At 71.2% G+C, this 17,497-nt stretch carries 9 protein-coding genes and 3 pseudogenes; 5 read left to right on the top strand and 7 right to left on the bottom strand.

Annotated features, from left to right (window positions below; all coding sequences use genetic code 11):
* Nucleotides 1-121 precede the first annotated feature (121 nt).
* Entirely contained in the window at nucleotides 122-1,777 is a 1,656-nt protein-coding gene (locus RV986_RS49390) for a serine/threonine protein kinase (RefSeq protein ID WP_475923643.1), read from the top strand.
* Here the strand turns inward: RV986_RS49390 and RV986_RS49385 are convergent.
* The 3 genes from RV986_RS49385 to tgmA all read right to left on the bottom strand — a co-directional run bounded on the left by RV986_RS49385 (nucleotide 1,769) and on the right by tgmA (nucleotide 6,351).
* A complete protein-coding gene (locus RV986_RS49385) occupies nucleotides 1,769-4,966 on the bottom strand; it encodes an amidohydrolase family protein (RefSeq protein WP_475923642.1) in 3,198 nt (1,065 codons plus the stop codon). The genes RV986_RS49390 and RV986_RS49385 overlap by 9 nt on opposite strands.
* A gap of 236 nt (nucleotides 4,967-5,202) precedes the next feature.
* On the bottom strand, nucleotides 5,203-6,144 hold the full coding sequence (gene tgmB / locus RV986_RS49380; protein ID WP_475923641.1) for an ATP-grasp ribosomal peptide maturase: 942 nt from the start codon (nucleotides 6,142-6,144) through the stop codon (nucleotides 5,203-5,205).
* Nucleotides 6,145-6,159: 15 nt separating this feature from the next.
* Complete coding sequence (tgmA, locus tag RV986_RS49375) at nucleotides 6,160-6,351, bottom strand: putative ATP-grasp-modified RiPP (RefSeq protein WP_475923640.1); 192 nt, start codon at nucleotides 6,349-6,351, stop codon at nucleotides 6,160-6,162.
* Nucleotides 6,352-6,589: 238 nt separating this feature from the next.
* Between tgmA and RV986_RS49370 the strand changes: the two genes are divergently transcribed.
* Nucleotides 6,590-7,618 (top strand): hypothetical protein, encoded by a 1,029-nt coding sequence (locus RV986_RS49370; protein WP_475923639.1) that lies wholly within the window; start codon nucleotides 6,590-6,592, stop codon nucleotides 7,616-7,618.
* Nucleotides 7,619-7,676: 58 nt separating this feature from the next.
* Here RV986_RS49370 and RV986_RS49365 read toward each other — a convergent pair whose 3' ends face one another.
* Both RV986_RS49365 and RV986_RS49360 read right to left on the bottom strand, forming a co-directional pair.
* The gene (locus tag RV986_RS49365) at nucleotides 7,677-10,127 is read right to left on the bottom strand and encodes a GH92 family glycosyl hydrolase (RefSeq protein WP_475923638.1); all 2,451 of its coding nucleotides are present in this window, start codon (nucleotides 10,125-10,127) and stop codon (nucleotides 7,677-7,679) included.
* A gap of 247 nt (nucleotides 10,128-10,374) precedes the next feature.
* Nucleotides 10,375-11,466: pseudogene (locus RV986_RS49360) on the bottom strand (FAD-dependent oxidoreductase); the annotation flags it as partial.
* Between RV986_RS49360 and RV986_RS49355 the strand changes: the two are divergent.
* Nucleotides 11,462-11,935, top strand: a pseudogene (locus tag RV986_RS49355) (DUF2238 domain-containing protein); the annotation flags it as partial. The pseudogenes RV986_RS49360 and RV986_RS49355 overlap by 5 nt on opposite strands.
* Nucleotides 11,936-12,285: 350 nt before the next feature.
* On the opposite strand, the gene RV986_RS49350 reads toward RV986_RS49355, so the two are convergent.
* Nucleotides 12,286-13,269: an aldo/keto reductase gene (locus RV986_RS49350; protein ID WP_475923637.1), complete on the bottom strand. Its 984-nt coding sequence runs from the start codon at nucleotides 13,267-13,269 to the stop codon at nucleotides 12,286-12,288.
* A 248-nt stretch (nucleotides 13,270-13,517) separates the two neighbouring features.
* On the opposite strand from RV986_RS49350, the pseudogene RV986_RS49345 reads away from it, so the two are divergent.
* Nucleotides 13,518-15,153: pseudogene (locus RV986_RS49345) on the top strand (cholesterol oxidase substrate-binding domain-containing protein).
* Here the strand turns inward: RV986_RS49345 and RV986_RS49340 are convergent.
* Entirely contained in the window at nucleotides 15,134-15,796 is a 663-nt protein-coding gene (locus RV986_RS49340) for a TMEM175 family protein (RefSeq protein WP_475923636.1), read from the bottom strand. The pseudogene RV986_RS49345 and the gene RV986_RS49340 overlap by 20 nt on opposite strands.
* Before the next feature lie 305 nt (nucleotides 15,797-16,101).
* Between RV986_RS49340 and RV986_RS49335 the strand changes: the two genes are divergently transcribed.
* On the top strand, nucleotides 16,102-17,481 hold the full coding sequence (locus RV986_RS49335) for a ricin-type beta-trefoil lectin domain protein (protein WP_475923635.1): 1,380 nt from the start codon (nucleotides 16,102-16,104) through the stop codon (nucleotides 17,479-17,481).
* Nucleotides 17,482-17,497 lie beyond the last annotated feature (16 nt).

Genomic DNA, 17,497 nt, shown 5'->3' with positions numbered 1-17,497 from the left:
CGCGCCGCGACGGGAGTTCAGGAAAAACTGGCCCCGGGTATCGCCCGGCTTTGAACACTCAACGTCACATGCGCCGTACAACCGGGAAAGGTGAGAGTCCGGTGCGCAGCGAGGGATGACCATGGTCAAGGTGCAAGTCTCCACGGATGAGTTGGTCGCCGGAAGATACCGACTCCTGGAGGTCGTCCACCGTGAGGAGGGGCGCGACTGCTGGCACGGCCAGGACGCCGAGTCCGAGCGGGCGGTGACGCTGACCCGCTCACGCCTCCCGGACCATCTGCGCGAGGAGGCGGAGCTGCGCACCGCCGTCCGGATCACCCGTGAGTCCGAGGCACTGGGTCTGGTCTGCCCCGGACGGGTGGCCGTCGTCATCGATGTTGTCGAGGACAGCGATTTCCTGTGGACGGTGACCGCACGGCCGGAGGGCGTTCCGCTGAGTGCGCTCCTCGGGCACGGCCCGATGCCCTACGTCCGGGCGGCGCGGATCGGGCTGGGCATCCTCGACGTCCTGGGGGCCGCCCATCAGGAAGGGATCACCCACGGCGACCTCAGCCCCGGGCAGGTGTGGGTGGAGGAGCGGGGCGGGGTCACGCTGGGCGGTTTCGGCCTGATGGGGGCCGCCGCGTCCACGCGCGTCACAGCGCCGTCGTACGCCTCCCCCGAGCAGGCCCGTGGTGAGCGCGGCGGGCCGGCCACGGATCTGTGGGCGCTGGGCGCGATCATGTACGAGATGGTCGAGGGGCGTCCGGCCATCCGGGACCGGGGCGGACTCGAAGCCACCTTCCGGGCCGTGGAACGGCTGCCCATCCGGGCCCCGTTGAGCGCCGGTCCGCTCAGTCCGGCCATTCAGGGGCTCCTGCGCAGGGTCACCGTGGAGCGGGTGCCCGAGTCGGTCGTACGCGAGGCACTGACCCGCATCCTCAGGGCGGAGCTCGAAGCGGACTCGGTGCCCACCGAGCAGCTGCCGCTCTTCCGGGAATCGGACCTGGAGACCCCGCTCTCGGCGCGGGTCCGGGGCAACCGGCTCCGCAGCCGCCCGGTACTGCTGGGCGGGGCGCTGGCCGTGACCGTCGTCTGCTTCGCCGGGCTCGTCGCGGCGGGCGGGCTGTCCGAGCGCAGCACGTCCGCGTCCGGCGCCGCGCCTTCGCCGTCCGACGCCGCCACGTCCGCCGCTCGTGGCACTGTCCCCCAGCAGACCCCCTCGGCCCCGGCCTCCCCTTCCGTCTCCACGTCCCCGTCCCCTTCCGTCTCCACGTCCCCTTCCGCCTCCCCTTCCCCGTCCCGCACCCTCGACGGCGATCCGCCCACCGGCTTCTTCCACTACACCGCGCCGCAGGGCTTCTCCATCGCCCTCCCCAAGGGCTGGAAGCCCCTGCGGACCGAGAATTCCGCCGACGGCTCCTACCGCGTCCTCCTCGGCACGAGTGGTGACCCACGCACCCTGACCGTCACCTACAGCACCCAGCTCGACCCGGACCCCGTCGCGGTCTGGCGCGAGGTGGACGCCTCCCTGCGGGGCGACTCCATCGACTACGCGCGGGTGGGCGACATCACGGCCGTGCAGTACCAGGGTTACCAGGGTGCGGACATGGAGTGGCTGTCCACCTCCGCGGGGGTGCGTGAGCGCACGTTCGGGCGTGGCTTCCTGGTCGGCGACCACCGCGGTTTCTCCCTCAGGTGGACGACCCCGGCCGCGGACTGGGACACCGCCGCCAACCGGGCCGCCCAGGCCACCTTCCTGCGTACCTTCAAGGGCTTCAAGGGCACATCACAGTGATCCGGCGTCGCAGCAACCGTCCCGGCGCATCAGCCGCCCCACCTCCAGCCAGTCGTCCCCGACCGCCGCGCGCGATGCCGCCGCCGGGGACGGCTCGAACGCGGCCACCAGGTCGTCCGTCTCGTACGGTGTCCCGCCCCTGAGCACCGCCACCGTACGGACGAGCGTGTCGAAGTCCGTGAACGGATCGCCGTCCACCACCGTCAGGTCGGCGAGTTTCCCCGGCTGTACGGTGCCGAGGTCGCCGTCGAGGCCGAAGAGGCGGGCCGGCAGCACGGTCGCGGTGCGCAGTGCCCCCGCCGGGGAGAGTCCGCCGCGGTGCAGGGCGCGCAGGCCCAGGTGCAGGGAGAGCCCGACGGGCACGAGGGGCTGGTCGGTGCCGAGTGCGACGAGACCGCCCGCGGCCAGCACCCGCCGGTAGACGTCCGTCTCCGTGCGGAGGGTGGCCAGTTGGGCGGGGGTCGGCGGCACACCCGCCGACTGCCGTACGGCCACGGAGTCCCACGGCGGCATCACGACGGTGACCCGGGGGTCGTCGGCGAGCCCCGGATCGGCGCCCAGCAGCGGTGCGGAGGTGAACGGAGTCGTGACGAGGGCGAAGTTGACGCCCTGTCGGCTGTAGATCTCCACGACGTCCTCGTAGGCCCGGCCGGTCGCGGTCAGGGCGTGGCCGAACTCCCCGCGTTGAGTGGCCAGCAGATGGGTCGTCAGGTCCTGTCCGGTCTGGACGCCCGGGGACAGGAGGTGGCTCCCGGAGGGCACGCCGAGGCGTTCGTGCGCGAAACGTGCCGCTTCCTCCATCACCCAGCTCGGCGCCCGTACATAGGTCTTGACGAAGTCCCAGTCGAGCGCCGCGCCCCGCTCCAGCGACCGGCGCAGACCGTCCTCGGTGCGGTGGGCGCGTCCCATGCTGTAGGCGACCCGTGATCCGTCGAGCAGTTCACCGGTCGTCAGCAGCCGGGGTCCGGCGAGCTGTCCGACGGCCACCGCCTCACGGATACGGGCCTGTTCGTACGCGAACCCGCCGAAGGAGACGGCGGTGGTGATCCCGTACGTGAGCTGCCCGACGCTCTGGCGCCCGCCGTAGGTGCTCTGCCAGGGGTGGGTGTGGGTGTCCCACAGCCCGGGGATCACGGTGCGCCGGGAGGCGTCGATCCTGCTGAGCGCGCCGCGGCCGCCGGCCCGGTGCGGTGCGACTTCGGCGATGCGTCCGCCGCGTACGACGATGTCCACGTCGTCCCTGACCGTCTCTCCCGTGCCGTCCCACAGCCGTCCGGCGTGCACCACGGTGTCGGCGGGGGCGGGCCGGTGCTGGTCGAGCGGGACTCGAACGGTACGGGCCGCGCCGCTCGCGACATCGAGGAGCCGCAGTCGGCTGCCGGACAGGTAGAGCAGTGTCTTCGAGTCGCCGGACCAGGAGGGGTGGTCGGCCGGTTCGGTGGTGAGGGTGCGGAGTGCGCCGGTCGGGGTGCCGTCGTCGGCGACGGGCAGCAGGCACAGCGCGGACTCCACGACGACCGCCATCCAGCGTCCGTCGGGCGACCAGACGGGCCCGGAGTCGTAGCGGTCGGCGATACAGGCATGGGGTGCGACGGCGTGGAGGCGATCGGTGCCGGTCGTGGTGTCGACGACACGGATGACGTTGTAGCCCTCGCGGAAGCGGAGGTTGAGGCGGTTGCGGTCGCACAGGGCGAGGTGTCTGCCGTCCGGCGACCAGCTGGGGCGCCCGGGCAGCCCTCCCCCGCCGAGCGGCGTCACCAGTACGTGTTCCTCGCCGGTGTCCAGGTCACGGACGAGGAGCCGGCCGGTCATGTCGAGGCAGGCGAGACGCTTCCCGTCGGGTGAGAGTGCGGGATGGACCCGGCCGCCCGTCGCGAGCGCGGTCTCCTCGCCGGTGGCGAGATCGCGCCGGTACACGCCGAGCAGTCCGTCGCGGTCGTCGGCGAACAGCAGGGAGCGTCCGTCGCGTGCCCAGACCGGTGCGAGCAGATAGCCCGTGGGGCCGGACTGCCGTAGCCGCTCGGGCGGGCGGCCGCCCGAAGTGCTCGCCAGCCAGAGGGTGTTGAGGGCGGCGAAGGCGAGGTGCCGCCCGTCCGGGGACAGCGCGGGCAGATGGATGCCCCGCACCGGCCGCACCCGGTCCTCGCCGAGGTCGTACTCCTTGATCCGGTACCGCGGCCGGTCCACCGGCAGCTCGCCCCGGAAGGGGATCGGCTCGGCCCGCTCCGGCTGCTCCGGTCGTACGAGGGTGAAGTGGCCGTCCACCGTGAGCAGCAGCTCCCCCGCCGCCGTCCAGCGCGGGGGTACGGGGGCGAGGTCTCCTGCGACCGCGACGGGGGTGCCGTCGACGACGAGCGTGCAGGAGGCGTTCGGGGCGGCCGTGACCCGCAGATAGGCAAGGCGGCGGCCGTCCGGGGCGAGGGTCGGGGTCATGACCTGTGCGGCGGCGGTCTCGGTGTGCTCGACGACGACCGGGCCCGGAGTGTCGGCCGGGACGGCGGCGACGGTACGGGCTTCGAGGCCGGGTCCCGTGGAGAGGGTGACGGCTTTCGCCCGGACGAACAGGACGCGCTTCCCGTCCGGCGACCAGGTGGGGTCGAAGTCCTCCCAGGCGACGTCCTGCAGCGGGCCGTCCTGGCCGGTGAGCCCGGTGACACGGGTGATGTCGCCGGTCGCCAGGTCCAGCACGTGGACGCGGTACGGGCTGCCCTTGACGGGGTCGCCGCCGCGCTCGGAGGCGAAGGCGAGCCGGGTGCCGTCGGGCGACCAGGCCGGGCCGCGGTCGTCCCAGGGGCCGTCGGTGCGCTGCCGCACCTCGGACCCGTCGGGGCGCATGGTCCACAGGTGGTAGCCGCCGCCCTGGTACGCGCAGAACGCGATGAGCTCGCCGTCCGGGGAGTGCACCGGACGGTTCGGTTCGAGACCGGCCGGGGTGAGGGGCACGGCCTTGCCACCGGCGCGCGGCAGCGACCACAGCACGTGCTGGATCTCGACGATCAGCCGGTCGCCCGCCGGTGAGAGTGTGGCTGAGCCGTTGGTGGCCTCCGAGAACGAGAGGAGGGCCGCGGCGCGGGTGCGCGCCGCGGCCGGGGTGGTGCCGAGGGCGGTGGCGGCGCCCGCGACACCTGCCACGGCGAGGAGTTGACGACGGGAGAGGAGAAGGGCGGTCAGGCTCCGGTCACGTTCCATGGCAGAGAACGCTCGCGCAGCTCAAACCCCCTGAGCAACAGTGCCATTCGGGCCAAACGGGTCCGGCCGACGGCCGCGGCCGAGGGGCGGCCCCGGCCCACCGGTCCCGGGGTACGGTATGCGTCCGCCGGTCCCGGGTGAGGCCATCGGGCCGCCCGTACCGGGAGGTGAGGTCGGTCCGCCCCGGTCGGGGTACGGCATCGGACCGCCGTTCCCGGAGTGATGGGCTGTGTGCGTCATCGGCCCTCCGTAGGTCTTCGCTGGGCCAGCCACAGGGCGACCGCCTCCGAGATGGGCTGGCCCGTCTCCAGTTCGATGAAGCCGAACTGCCCGCCCTGGTTGCCCTCCAGGAACCACCAGACGTCCTCCTCGTCCTCGGCGAAGTCGAAGGCGGCGTAGGCGAGTCCGGTGAAGGCCGTGTACTCCTGCACCGAGCGGGCGATACGGCCCGGGACGAGGACCGGCTCCCAACGGTGTCCGGTTTCACCGAAGCGCCCGTCGACCTGACCGGGCACAGCGGCCTTCCGGGCCGCGAACACCTGGTTGCCGATGCAGGTGAGCCGGATGTCGGCCCGCTTGGGGATGTACTGCTGGAGCAGCGCGGGACCGGCCGCGACGCCGGAGAAATCCGCGTCGGGGCCGATCAGCGTGGTCGGCAGGGCCACCGGTGGTTCGCCGGGCGGCGGCCCGGAGGCGGACTTCACCACCACCTGCCGGTATTCCTCCACGAACTGCTGTGCTACTTGCGGAGCCGTCGTGATCACGGTCGCCGGCACCGCGAACCCGCTGCTGTGGGCCACCCTCAGCTGCCAGGGCTTGTGCCGGGCCTGTTCGGCCCGGCGCGGGTGGTTCATCCAGCGGGTGGAGGCGGAATAGAGCATGCCGAACAGCGCCTGCCGGGTCTCCGCGGTGAGCCACGGCGAGGGCTCCGCCGCGTGCGCCGCGGGCTCGCCCGGCCGGCGTACCCACACGGAACGCAGACCGCCCATGCTGAGGACGTGCCCGTTGACCGAGAGGTAGCCGTCGAAGTCGCCGTGCGCGTAGTCCGCGGACAGCACCGCCTTGCCCGGCAGGTCGGCAGGGTCCAGGCGCACCATGGGCACGCCTTGTTCATGCAGCCTGGCCACGACCATGTCGGCGGTGACGTCCTGCTCCGCCGTGAGAATGAGAACCGTCATGTGAGTGAGCGGCCGTCAGTCGTCGAAGTGCGTCTGGGAACCGGCGGTGGAGGTGGTCGTACCGGTGGCCATGAGCAGGGCGTGGTCGCTGACTGCCGGGCGGCCGTCCGGCAGCACGTTCAGTTGCAGGGAGACATCGAAGTGGTACGAGGGTATTGCGGCCGAGTGCCCTGTGGGCAAGGCGTAGTTGAGGGTGAACGGTCGCACGAAGGTTCCTCCCGCCATCTCACAATGTTCTGCCCCCTCCCCTACGTGTCACGACCGTAAGGAATTCATCACTTTCCGCCACATCGGGGTGAAGGGCATCACATCGCGTCGATTCAGGCTTACTTGTTTCCGTATTGCACGTGTGTGTGCTTGGTTGTCTGCTTGACCCAGGCCGAAAGCTTCGGCCAAGGCTTCATTCTCTGTAATCTAGACGCCGTCCCACCCAGGAGAGTTCCCGGTGACCGCAGTTCTCGACCAGACCGCCGAATCCGCCCCGATTCAGGGCGTGTTGGACCCCGTCTCGTGTGACGCACGCGACTTCGGTGCCTACGCGCGAAGCGGCGGCTGGGCCTTCGCCCTGAAGGTGGCGCGCAGTGTGCGACCCGGTGGACAGTCCGCCGACGAGACACCGAAGGTGTCCGCGAAGGAGTTCGCCGAGTTGGCCGGATGCTCCCCCGAACGGGTGCGGCGCTACTACACGGCGTGGGACAAAGCCGCCGACGACGGGCTCGTCCCGCACTTCGAAGTCCTCGTCCCCGGCGAGGACGTCGAACTGCCGGACGCCGAGGTGTGGCAGACGTACTACGTCTCCCGCTCCAGCGCCTCCTCCGAGCGCGGCAGCGCCATCACCGAGGCCGCCGAGGCCGAGGGCATCCGTCCCACCAAGGCCCTGGAGGTCGCCGAGAACCCCACCGCGCTGCGGGCGGCGATCCTCGCCGACCCCTCCACGGCCCAGGCGGCCCGGACCGCGCTCCTGGACCGGGTGAAGGAAGACCCGGCGCTGCAGGCCGAGTTGGCCCGCGACATCGCCCGCAGGGACGAACTGAAGAAGGCGGTCGCCACCGAGACCCGGGCCGCCGACCGGATCGGCTACGTCCGCCAGATCGCCGAGAAGGGCCAGATCAGGACCCCGGCCGGGCAGACCCTCGACGCTCCCGCCGAACTCCGCTCCGAGGCCGAACGCCACCTCTCCCTCCTCGACGAGCTGGACGAGGGCGAGGACACCGGCGAGTGGGCCACCGAGGCCTACGACACCATGAAGAACCTGGTCGTCGAGACCGTCGAGGCCGACCCCGAACTGCGTGTCCAGGAGCGCCGGACGAAGTTCTACAGCAGCCTGCACAAGGCCACCAAGGTCTTCGAGGAGCTGACCTTCGACGACGCCGACGACATCTACGAGGACGACATGGTGCAGCGTCTGGAGGAGCTCCAGCAGGCGATCGGCTCGTGCATCACGGCACTTCGGAGCGCGGCTCCACGGCAGTGACCCGTGCCGTCGGCCTCCCGGGGACGGCATGCGCGCCGTTCCCGGGAGGCCGGCGGGTTCACCGGGGCAGACCGGCCGGGTCGGTCGCCCACGCGGTGTTGGGCTGCTCCGAGAGCCGGAAGGCGAGAGTGCCGCCCTTCGTCGTCAGGGCGCCGCTCGTCCAGGAACGCTGCGTGGAGCGCCCGTCGACCCGTACGGCGTCGATGTACGGGTGCGCGGCGTCGGCCTCGGGCGCGCTGATGGTGATGTCGGTGCCGCCAGGACGGTCCACGACCGCCGTCGGGAAGAGCGGGGCGGCGAGCAGCATCGAGGCGCTGCCCGGGGTCTGCGGATAGAGCCCCAGGGCGGAGAAGACGTACCAGGCGGACATGGTGCCGAGGTCGTCGTTGCCGGGCAGCCCCGAAGGGCCGGTGCCGTACACGGTGTTGAGGATCTGACGCACCGTCGCCTGGGTCTTCGAGGGCTGCCCGAGGGCGTTGTACAGCCAAGGGGCGTGGATGCCGGGTTCGTTGGTGGGGTCGTAGCGCAACGGGTCGCCGCCACGGACCGACCAGGAGCCGTCGGCCGCGTGGAAGAACCCGTCGAGGCGTGCGGCCGCCGTCTCCCGGCCGCCCATGGCGGCTGCCAGCCCCTGGACGTCCTGCGGCACCATCCAGGTGTACGTGGCGCTGGTGCCCTGGGCGAAGCCGAGGTCGCTGCCCGGGTTGAACGGGCTCACCCAGGAGCCGTCGAGCTTGCGGGCCTGGATGTAACCGGCGTCGGCGGTGGCGGCGGGGTTGAAGACATTGCGCCAGTAGGCGCCGCGCTCGGTGAAGACCCTGGCCTCCTCGTCACGGCCGAGCAGTCGCGCCCACTTCGCCAGCGCGGAGTCGGCGACGGCGTCCTCCAGCGTCTCGGCGGCGCCGCCCCAGCAGTGGCACACGTCCTGAGCCGCGTAGTGCGAACTCAGGTACTGCGCGAGATTGGGTCGTTGGCCCACGCACTGGCCCGGGCAGCCCGCGTCCGAGAGCCCGTCGGCGTTCGGCACGGTGGCCTGGCGCACCAGCGAGTCGAAGGCTCCCTCGTAGTCGAAGTTGCGCACCCCCATGGCGTAGAAGGTGGCCAGCGTCGCCGCCGAGGGGTCGCCCGTCATGATGTGGGTGGCGCCGCTGATGTGCACCCAGCGGTCCCAGACCCCGTTGTTCTGCTGGGCGAAGTTGTAGAGGGACTGGGCGAAGTCGCCCGCGATCCTCGGCTTCAGCAGGGCGAGCAGCTGGATCTGGGCGCGGTACTGGTCCCAGCCCGAGAAGTTGCTGTACTGCGCGCGCTGTCCGCGGGCGAGGCGGTGCACCGCGCCGTCCATGCCGTAGTACCGGCCGTCGGCGTCGCTGATCAGGTCGGGTTGCATGAGCGCGTGGTAGAGCGCGGTGTAGAAGGTGGTGCGCTGGGCGGGGGTGCCGCCGCCGACGCGTACGGTGCTCAGTTCGCGGTCCCAGGCACGCGCCCCGGCGTCGGCCACCTGCGCGACACTCGCGTGCGGGGCGATCTCCCCGCGGAGGTTGGCCTCGGCGCCGTCGAGACCGACGTACGAGATACCGATCCGCATGTGGACATCGTTGTCAGCGCTGGTGTCGAAGCCGACGTATCCGCCGGAACCACGGCCCGCGCGGTCCGCCCCGGTGGCGTATCCCTCACCTCCCGAGGCGGAGGTGGCGCCCGCCGAGAGCGTGCCGTCCTTCCAGGTGCCGAAGGAGGAGAAGGCCCGGTCGAAGGAGGCGCTGAAGTACAGCTTGTAGTAGCTCTTGCGGTTGTTGGTGCCGCCGTTGGCGCGGCGGCCGCAGAAGGCGCCGGTGAGCACCCAGCCGGTCACCTTGCGGTGCGCGCTGTCGATGTCGACGTGCGCGTCCTCGCTGCCGTTGAGGGAGTTGGAGACGCGGAAGAGCAGGTTGGCGGGGCGGTCGCTCGGGAAGGTGAAGTCGGCGACGCCCGCGCGCTCGCTGACGGCCAGGTCGGCGGTGGCGCCGGTCTTGAGGCCGAGGGTGTAGCGGCCGGGGACGGCCTTCTCGTCGGCGTGCGCGAAGTCGGCGGCGTAGACCGCGTCCTTGGTGTCCGCCGAGGGCGAGGACGTCACCTCACCGACATACGGCATGATCGGTACGTCACCGGCGGCGCCCGGATTGCAGCCGGCGCCGTTGACGTGGGTGAGGCTCAGACCGCGGATGCGCGTGGTGTCGTACTGGTAGCCGTTGGCGGCTCCCGTACTGGTCTGGTCGCCGGTGGTGCTCGTCGGCGACCAGGCGATCATTCCGTACGGGCGGGTGGCGCCGGGGTAGGTGTTGCCGCCGTTGGCCGAGCCGATCAGCGGGTCCACGGCGGAGACCGGCCGCTGTGGCGGGAGAGCGGCCGCGTCGGCCGGGGCGGCCGGGGCCGGGAGGGCCAGGACGACCGCCGTGGTCACGACGGCGGCGGCGGATCTGCTTGCGGCGCGAGTGCCGAACCGTCTTGCTGTGCGCAGCCATGGGGGGCGCATACGCGAGGTCACCTTCCGTCGGACGAAGAGGTGCGAGGACGGACCGGGCCCTGCCCGACGACTGGCTGCCTCGCAGGCCGGTCCGAGCGCGAGGATAGAAGGCGGTCGGGAGGGCCGGAAGTGGCGTACGCGGACTGTTGGTTACGGAGTGGTGAAGGGTGCGGGGCCGCGGGCCCGTGGGGTGGGCGGGCTCCGCCGCTCCGGGGCCGCGACGGTCCGGGCTCCGGGGCCCGGGGCGGGGCCGGTTCTAGTCGGTCGCGTCCGCCGTCGCCGTCCCGGCCGCGGTGCGGTAGAAGGCCATCCGGTCGACGAGCGGCTGGGGCGCGTGCGGGGCGAAGCAGAGGATGAGGTTCTCCGCGGAGCCGGCCGCCGCGGCCTCGCTGCGCGGGAAGAGCGCCTGCTCGTAGACGGTCAGGGCCTTCTCGATGTCGTCGGGGTGGGCGGCGATGGCCGTCGCGAGTTCGGCGCCGTCGAGCATGGCGAGGTTGGCGCCCTCACCGGCGAACGGGGACATGAGGTGCGCGGCGTCCCCGAGCAGGGTGACGCCCGGGACGCGGTCCCAGTGGTGACCGACCGGCAGGGCGTGGACCGAGCGGGCGACCAGCGCGCCGTCCGCGTCGGCGATCAGCGCCCTCAGCCGCCTGTCCCAGCCGTCGAAGTGCTCCAGGAGGCTCGCCTTGGCCGCTTCGGTGTCGGTGAAGTCGATGGGGCCGGACGTGGCCCAGTCGGCGGGCGCCCGCAGGGCGACGTAGATGTGCAGCGAGCCGTCGGGGGCGCGGTGGGCGAGGAAGCCCTTGCCCTCGGCGAGCGCGAACATCATGCCTGCGCCCACGATGCCGGCGCTCTCCGGGTGCCGGGTGTCGGCGTCGAGGAGGTGCACCTCGACGAAGGAGAGGTCGCAGTAGACCGGGGTCGCGTCCGTGACGAGCGGGCGCACCTTCGACCAGGCGCCGTCGGCGCCGATCAGCAGGTCGGCGGTGAACGTCTCCCCGGTGGCGAGCGCCACCTCGTGACGGCCGTCGTCGAGCGTCCGCGCGCCGGTGACCTTGGCGCCCCAGCGGACCGTGCCCTCGGGCAGGGAGCCGAGCAGGATGTCGCGCAGCGCTCCCCGGTCCACCTCGGGGCGCCCGCCACTCTCGCCACCGTCCGCCAGCCGGACGGTGGCCTCCTTGTCGAGGATGCGCATGGCCTCGCCGCCGGGGTGGATGATCGCCCGGAACTCCTCGTGGAGACCGGCGGCCCGCAACGCGGCCTGGCCGGAGTCCTCGTGCAGGTCCAGCATGCCGCCCTGCGTACGGACGGTCGGTGAGGCGTCGAGGTCGAAGACGGCGGCCTCGATGCACGCGCTGGTGCTCGCCGTGGGCGGCCACTACACGTATGCACAGGTGCCGTTGGGCGACTGGGTGCGGGACTGGTTCGGCCTCGACCGCAATCCGTACGACCGGTTCGGACACCTCATGCAGGGGTTCGTGCCCGCCGTCCTGGTACGGGAGTTGCTGAGCCGGACCTCACCGCTGCGCGGCAGCCGCTGGCTCGCGCCGCTCACCGTCTGCGCGTGCCTCGCCTTCAGCGCGGTGTTCGAGATGTTCGAGTGGGCGGCCGCGGTGATCGGCGGCCACTCGGCGGACGCCTTCCTGGCCACCCAGGGCGATGTGTGGGACACCCAGTGGGACATGTTCTGCGCCCTGATCGGAGCGACGGTGTCCGTCCTGCTGCTCAGCCGGGTCCACGACCGACAGCTGACTGCGCTCGCCGAGGCGGAGGTTCGAGTCGACCTGCGGGGCGTACCTGTGGGCGCCAGTCGGTAGGGGGAGGGGCAGCGAGGGGCCGCGCCCGCACACCGACTGCGCATCACCTCCCGGGGCCCGACCGCTCGACCCGCGAAGTAGAGGTAGAGGAAGTAGAGGTAGAGGCAGAAGCAGCTGATCGGCGCGGGGTCGGCCCGGTCGGCCACCGGCTCCTGACGGTCCACTCGCGGCGCCCGGCTCGCGACAAGCGGTCCGTGGCGACCGACTTCGTGACACCCCGGCGCGCCGTCGGCTCCGGCCGACAGCCGCCCGGAAGTTCAGCCAACAACGAGCGCCCACACCCGGCGACCGCCGCCCGCGGCATGCGGACGGCGGTCACCGCTGGTGGGGCGCGTCGGCGCGGCGGCGACCTACCAGCGGCCCTCCACCTGCTCCTTGATCCGCCGGTCGTAGAGGTCGTCGATCGCGTCCAGCGTCTGCCGCGACAGTTCCGGGAGCCTCGCGGCGACCGCGTTGGCGTGGGCCTGCTCGGGCGAACGGGCGCCCGGGATCACCGTGGTGACGCCGGGCTGCTGGACGATCCAGCGCAGCGCCAGCTGGGCCGGGGTGCAGCCCTCCGGAGCGAGGGCGGCGAACTCCGCGGCCGCCTCCACACCGGTCACGAAGTCGACCCCGGAGAAGGTCTCGCCCTGGTCGAAGGACTCACCGTGACGGTTGTACGTCCGGTGGTCGTCCGCCGCGAACACCGTGTCCTTGGTGTACTTGCCGGAGAGCAGACCGGAGGCCAGCGGGACACGGGCGATGATGGCGACACCTGCTTCCCGGGCCGCCGGGAGGACCTGCCGCAGGGGCTTCATGCGGAACGGGTTCAGGATGATCTGCACGCTCGCCACGTTCGGCCGGGCGATCGCCGTCAGCGCCTCGTCACACGTCTCGACACTCACTCCGTACGCGGCGATCCGCTCCTCCTCGACCAGCGTGTCCAGCGCGTCGAACACCTCGTCCGACGCGTAGACGGGGGTCGGCGGGCAGTGCAGCTGCACCAGGTCGATGCGGTCGACGCCGAGGTTGCGCCGGGAGCGGTCGTTCCACGCCCGGAAGTTGTCGAGGACGTAGTTCTGCGGGATCTGCTCCACCCGGCGCCCCATCTTGGTCGCCACCATGACGTGCAGGTCGGGCCGGCCGCTGAGGAAGGATGCGATGGTCTGCTCGCTGCGCCCGTCGCCGTACACGTCCGCGGTGTCGAAGAACGTCACCCCGGACTCCGCGGCCGTCTCCAGCACCGCCTTGGCGTCCGCTTCACTCACATCGCCCCAGTCGGCGCCGAGCTGCCACGTGCCGAGACCGATGACCGATGCCTTCTGACCTGACCTGCCGAATTCACGCTCGTCCATGCCGTCAGTCTGACATCTCCCGGCGCTCGCGCAGGACGGCCACCCCGCCCCGCGCGCTGTTGCGCCCCCATGCGAGCGCATTGGCGCGCGATGGAGCGTCATTCACCCACATGGGTGAGACCGTTTGGCGGCGGGCTGATCCGTGTCGACCGTCGCCTACCTTGAACCAAGTGACCGACCATTCAGTAAGTGAAGGGCGTGCCGCGCCGGGTGAAGGGCCCGCCCCCTGGTCCCGCCGGGGCTTCCTGATGGGCGCCGCCTCGCTCGCCGCGCTGCCCGCACTCACGCTGCGGGACCGCGCCGCCGCGGCGGAGGAGCTTCCCGGGTTCCCGGAGGGCGTCGTCGTCCACCGCTCGGCATACCGCAACTGGGTCGGCGAGATCACCGCCACGGGCCTGTGGGCCTGCGCTCCGGCCGACCCGGACCAGGTGGTCGCCGTGGTCAACTGGGCCTGGAAGCAGGGCTGAACGGTGCGTGCCCGGGGCTCCTCGCACGGCTGGTCGCCGCTGACGATCCCGACGGGAACCGAGCCCGGCGCCCCGGTACTGCTGGTCGACACCGCACCCCACCTCACGGGGCTCTCCCTGGAGTCCACCGCTCCCGCCGCCGTACGAGCCGGTGCCGGAGTCACCCTCGAAGCACTGCTCGGCCACCTGGAGGGACACGGCCTCGGGCTCACCGCGACGCGAGAACCGTCTGCCCGCTCACCGCACGCCGCGTGACCTCGCCGTACAACTACCGTTCCTGTGGACTGAGCGGAAGTGAGCCCGATCAGCCGCACGCCCCGAACGGTCTTGGGCGCTCCCCCACTGCCTTAAGGGCGTGGGAGGTACCCCCTGGTCCCCGGCGTACTCGACCCCGGGGCGGCGACACGCATCCTGTGCGTGGTCCGGGCCCGGGAGGCCAGTTCCCTATGCGACCCGGCCATGCGAGTACGGCCGGAGGCGACGGGGAGGCCCTGAACCATCACTCCGGTGGAGCAGGGGCCCCGCACGCCGACGCCGTACCCGGTGTCCCAGATCGCGCTGATCACGCTGGCCCAACCGGCCCAGGGCTCAGCAAGCCCGCGAGCCAACCATCACACGATCGAGTTAAAGCGGCCTTGTGCGCATTCCTCGGCGAACAGTTCCCAACCCCTTCTCCGACAACGTACCGACCCCCGTGGCGGATCTGGCCGGGCGCATCCTGTCCGGTGCGGCCTGGTATCTGGCGCCGGTCCTGGGCAACGCGCAACTCGACGCGGCCGTTCTGGGTCTGACGGCCACGCTGTCCGCCGACCTCTGGGGGCCCTCGAAGAACACACTGCTCTACATCAGGCCGACCACCCTGCGCGTGACGGCCAACGGCTACGCCGTGCTCACCTCCCGGGCCGAAGTGCAGCGTGTCGTCGCCGAGTTCACGTCCCTCTTCCGGGAGCGGCTGACCGCCTACGCCGCCGCCGGCCGCTTCCCCGTGAACGGCCAGGTCGAAATCCGGGTCACCGGCCTCGACGAGCCCTCCGACGCCGAATCACCGGGCGCCCGCGCTCCTTCGCTGTCCGCGCTGCGGCCCCGTGCCGATCACCCCGAGTGGGACACCGCGGTCTGGCTGGACGTCCTGACCCTGCCGGGCACGCCCGACGCGCCGGCGTTCTACCGGGAGTTGGAGCGATTCCTGCTCACGACCTACGACGGCGGGTACGCCCTCGCCCGCGTCGAATGGTCCAAGGGCTGGGCCTACACGGACGAGGCCGCGTGGTCCGATCAGGAGGTGCTCGGCACCGCCGTGCCGGCCTCCTTCGACGACGGCGAAGGCCCGGGCTGGGAGCAGACCACGGAGGTGCTGGACCGACTCGATCCGCACCGGGTCTTCGTCAACGCGTTCCTCAGACGGTTGTTCCCGTGACTCCTGGCGCCTGCTGGTCGGGCCTCTTCGGACTCCGGAGCAGCAGGCGCGCGGGAACCGCCAGGAGCCACCAGTACTTGGCGGCCCCGGGCGAGGCGAAGGCCACCGGAATCGAGGTGGCGAAGACGCCCAGCAGCAACAGGCCGCGCCTGAGGGCATCCTCGACACGCCCCGGCTCCGCGTCCGTCGCAACGAGGGACGGCCGCGCCAGCATGCGGGCGGACATCGCGGCGAGCAGCGCGATGGCCAGGGCGATCGTCGCGGCGTAGAACACGGTCGCCACGGTGGTTTCGCCGTACTCGCTGATGAGCCGCGTGGGGAACGGAAGCACGGCGACCACGGCGAGCAGTGCGAGATAGAGGTTGAGCAACCAGCGGTCCAGCGTCGCGACCAGGCGGAACACCGCGTGCTGGGCCAGCCAGAGCGAGCCGATCACGGCAAAGCTCAGCAGGTACGCGCCCATCTTGGGCACGGCGTCCCGCAGCGCCGCACCGACCTCGGAGCCGGCGAGCCCCTCGGGAACGGTGACGTCAAGGGCCAGCAGCGTGATGGCGATCGCGAACACCGCGTCACCGAAGAAGAGCAGGCGTTCCGTGCCGATCACGGTTTCGCGGCTTGGGAATCGGAGCGTGCGGTTGTTCATGGGCAGCACCACTGAGAGTCGTCGGCGAATGGTTGAGCAGACACGAGCGGGAAGGTATCGAACGGGAGCGCAAGGTGAGCTCGGTGAGGCCATGAGGTATCACGGGCGGCTGTGAATCGTTCAATTCCTTGCGCAAGTACTCCTATTCAAGGCCTCTCTCACTTCACATCTTGACGTGTCTGGTTCAGACCTTTAGGTTCACCGATCACCAGCGCTCCATGAACTCACCCAAAGTTCACAGACATGAACACGCGTGATTCCGTGTGCCCCCCACCAGCCACCTGTGAAGGGTTGTGATCCCTCTGATGGCCAGACATTCCCTCGCGCGCTCCACCGCACTGCGCGGCACGCTCACCACCGCGGTGCTCGCTCTCTCGGCCACTGCCCTCAGCATGTCGCCCGCCACGGCCGCCACCGGCACGATCACCGGACTCGGCGGCAAGTGCCTCGACATCGCCGGTGCCAGCTCCGCGAACGGCACGGCCGTACAGCTCTACGACTGCAACGGCACCGCCGCCCAGCAGTGGACGGTCGGCTCCGACGGAACGATACGAGCCCTCGGCAAGTGTCTTGACGTCACCGGCAATTCGACCGCCGACGGGGCCAAGCTCCAGCTGTGGGACTGTGCGGGCGGCGCAAATCAGAAGTGGACCGTCTCCTCGGCCCGCGACCTCGTCAATCCGCAGGCCAACAAGTGCGCCGACGTCACGGGCAACACCTCGGCCAACGGCACCCGGATACAGATCTGGACCTGCAGCGGCACGGCCAACCAGAAGTGGACCGCGCCCGCCGCCGACGGCGGCACGACCCCCTCCGCGCCGATGGCCGTCGCCCCGTACATCTACAACGGCTGGGGCAGCCCGCCGAGCCCCACCACCGTCATGAACGCCACCGGCGTGAAGTGGTTCACGCTGGCCTTCGTGCTCAGCAACGGCTACTGCAATCCTCAGTGGGACGGCAGCCGCGCACTGACCGGCGGCGTCGACCAGCAGACGGTCAACACCGTGCGGGCGAACGGCGGTGACATCATCCCGTCGTTCGGCGGGTACAGCGGCAACAAGCTGGAGAGCTCCTGCTCAAGCGCCGGTGAACTGGCGGCCGCGTACCAGAAGGTGATCAACGCCTACGGGCTCAAGGCGATCGACATCGACATCGAGGCCGACGCCTACAGCAACCCGACCGTGCAGCAGCGCACCGTGGACGCGCTCAAGACGGTCAAGGCCAACAACCCGGGCATCAAGGTGTACGTCACCATAGGCACCGGGCAGAGCGGCCCCGACACGAGCCTGATCAACCGGGCCGCGGCGTCCGGGCTGACCGTGGACAGCTGGACGATCATGCCGTTCGACTTCGGCGGGGCCGGCCAGAACATGGGGACGCTCACCCAGCGGGCGGCGGAGGGCCTGAAGACGGCGCTCAAGAACGCGTACGGCTACAGCGACGACCAGGCGTACCGGGACATGGGCATCTCCTCCATGAACGGGATCACCGACCAGAACGAGACGGTCACCGTCGCCGACTTCCAGACCATCCTCGGCTACGCGCAGCAGCACCACCTGGCGCGGCTGACGTTCTGGTCGGTCAACCGCGACCGGCCGTGCACGAGCGGTGTCGCCGACAGCTGCTCCGGAGTGAGCCAGCAGGACTGGGACTACACGCGCGTCCTCGCCAAGTACACCGGCTGACGGACGCGCTCCGCCC

This window comes from Streptomyces sp. RLA012, from assembly GCF_056270325.1.
The sequence above is the reverse complement of the archived record's forward strand: the minus strand, read 5'-3'. Positions and strand labels throughout refer to the sequence as shown.

Bases quoted from the DNA above. Each gene is read 5' to 3' on its own strand.
- RV986_RS49350 (WP_475923637.1), bottom strand. From the start codon at position 13,269: ATGGACGAGCGTGAATTCGGCAGGTCAGGTCAGAAGGCATCGGTCATC.
- RV986_RS49365 (WP_475923638.1), bottom strand. From the start codon at position 10,127: ATGCGCCCCCCATGGCTGCGCACAGCAAGACGGTTCGGCACTCGCGCC.
- RV986_RS49335 (WP_475923635.1), top strand. From the start codon at position 16,102: ATGGCCAGACATTCCCTCGCGCGCTCCACCGCACTGCGCGGCACGCTC.
- RV986_RS49390 (WP_475923643.1), top strand. From the start codon at position 122: ATGGTCAAGGTGCAAGTCTCCACGGATGAGTTGGTCGCCGGAAGATAC.
- RV986_RS49385 (WP_475923642.1), bottom strand. From the start codon at position 4,966: ATGGAACGTGACCGGAGCCTGACCGCCCTTCTCCTCTCCCGTCGTCAA.
- RV986_RS49340 (WP_475923636.1), bottom strand. From the start codon at position 15,796: ATGAACAACCGCACGCTCCGATTCCCAAGCCGCGAAACCGTGATCGGC.
- tgmB (WP_475923641.1), bottom strand. From the start codon at position 6,144: ATGACGGTTCTCATTCTCACGGCGGAGCAGGACGTCACCGCCGACATG.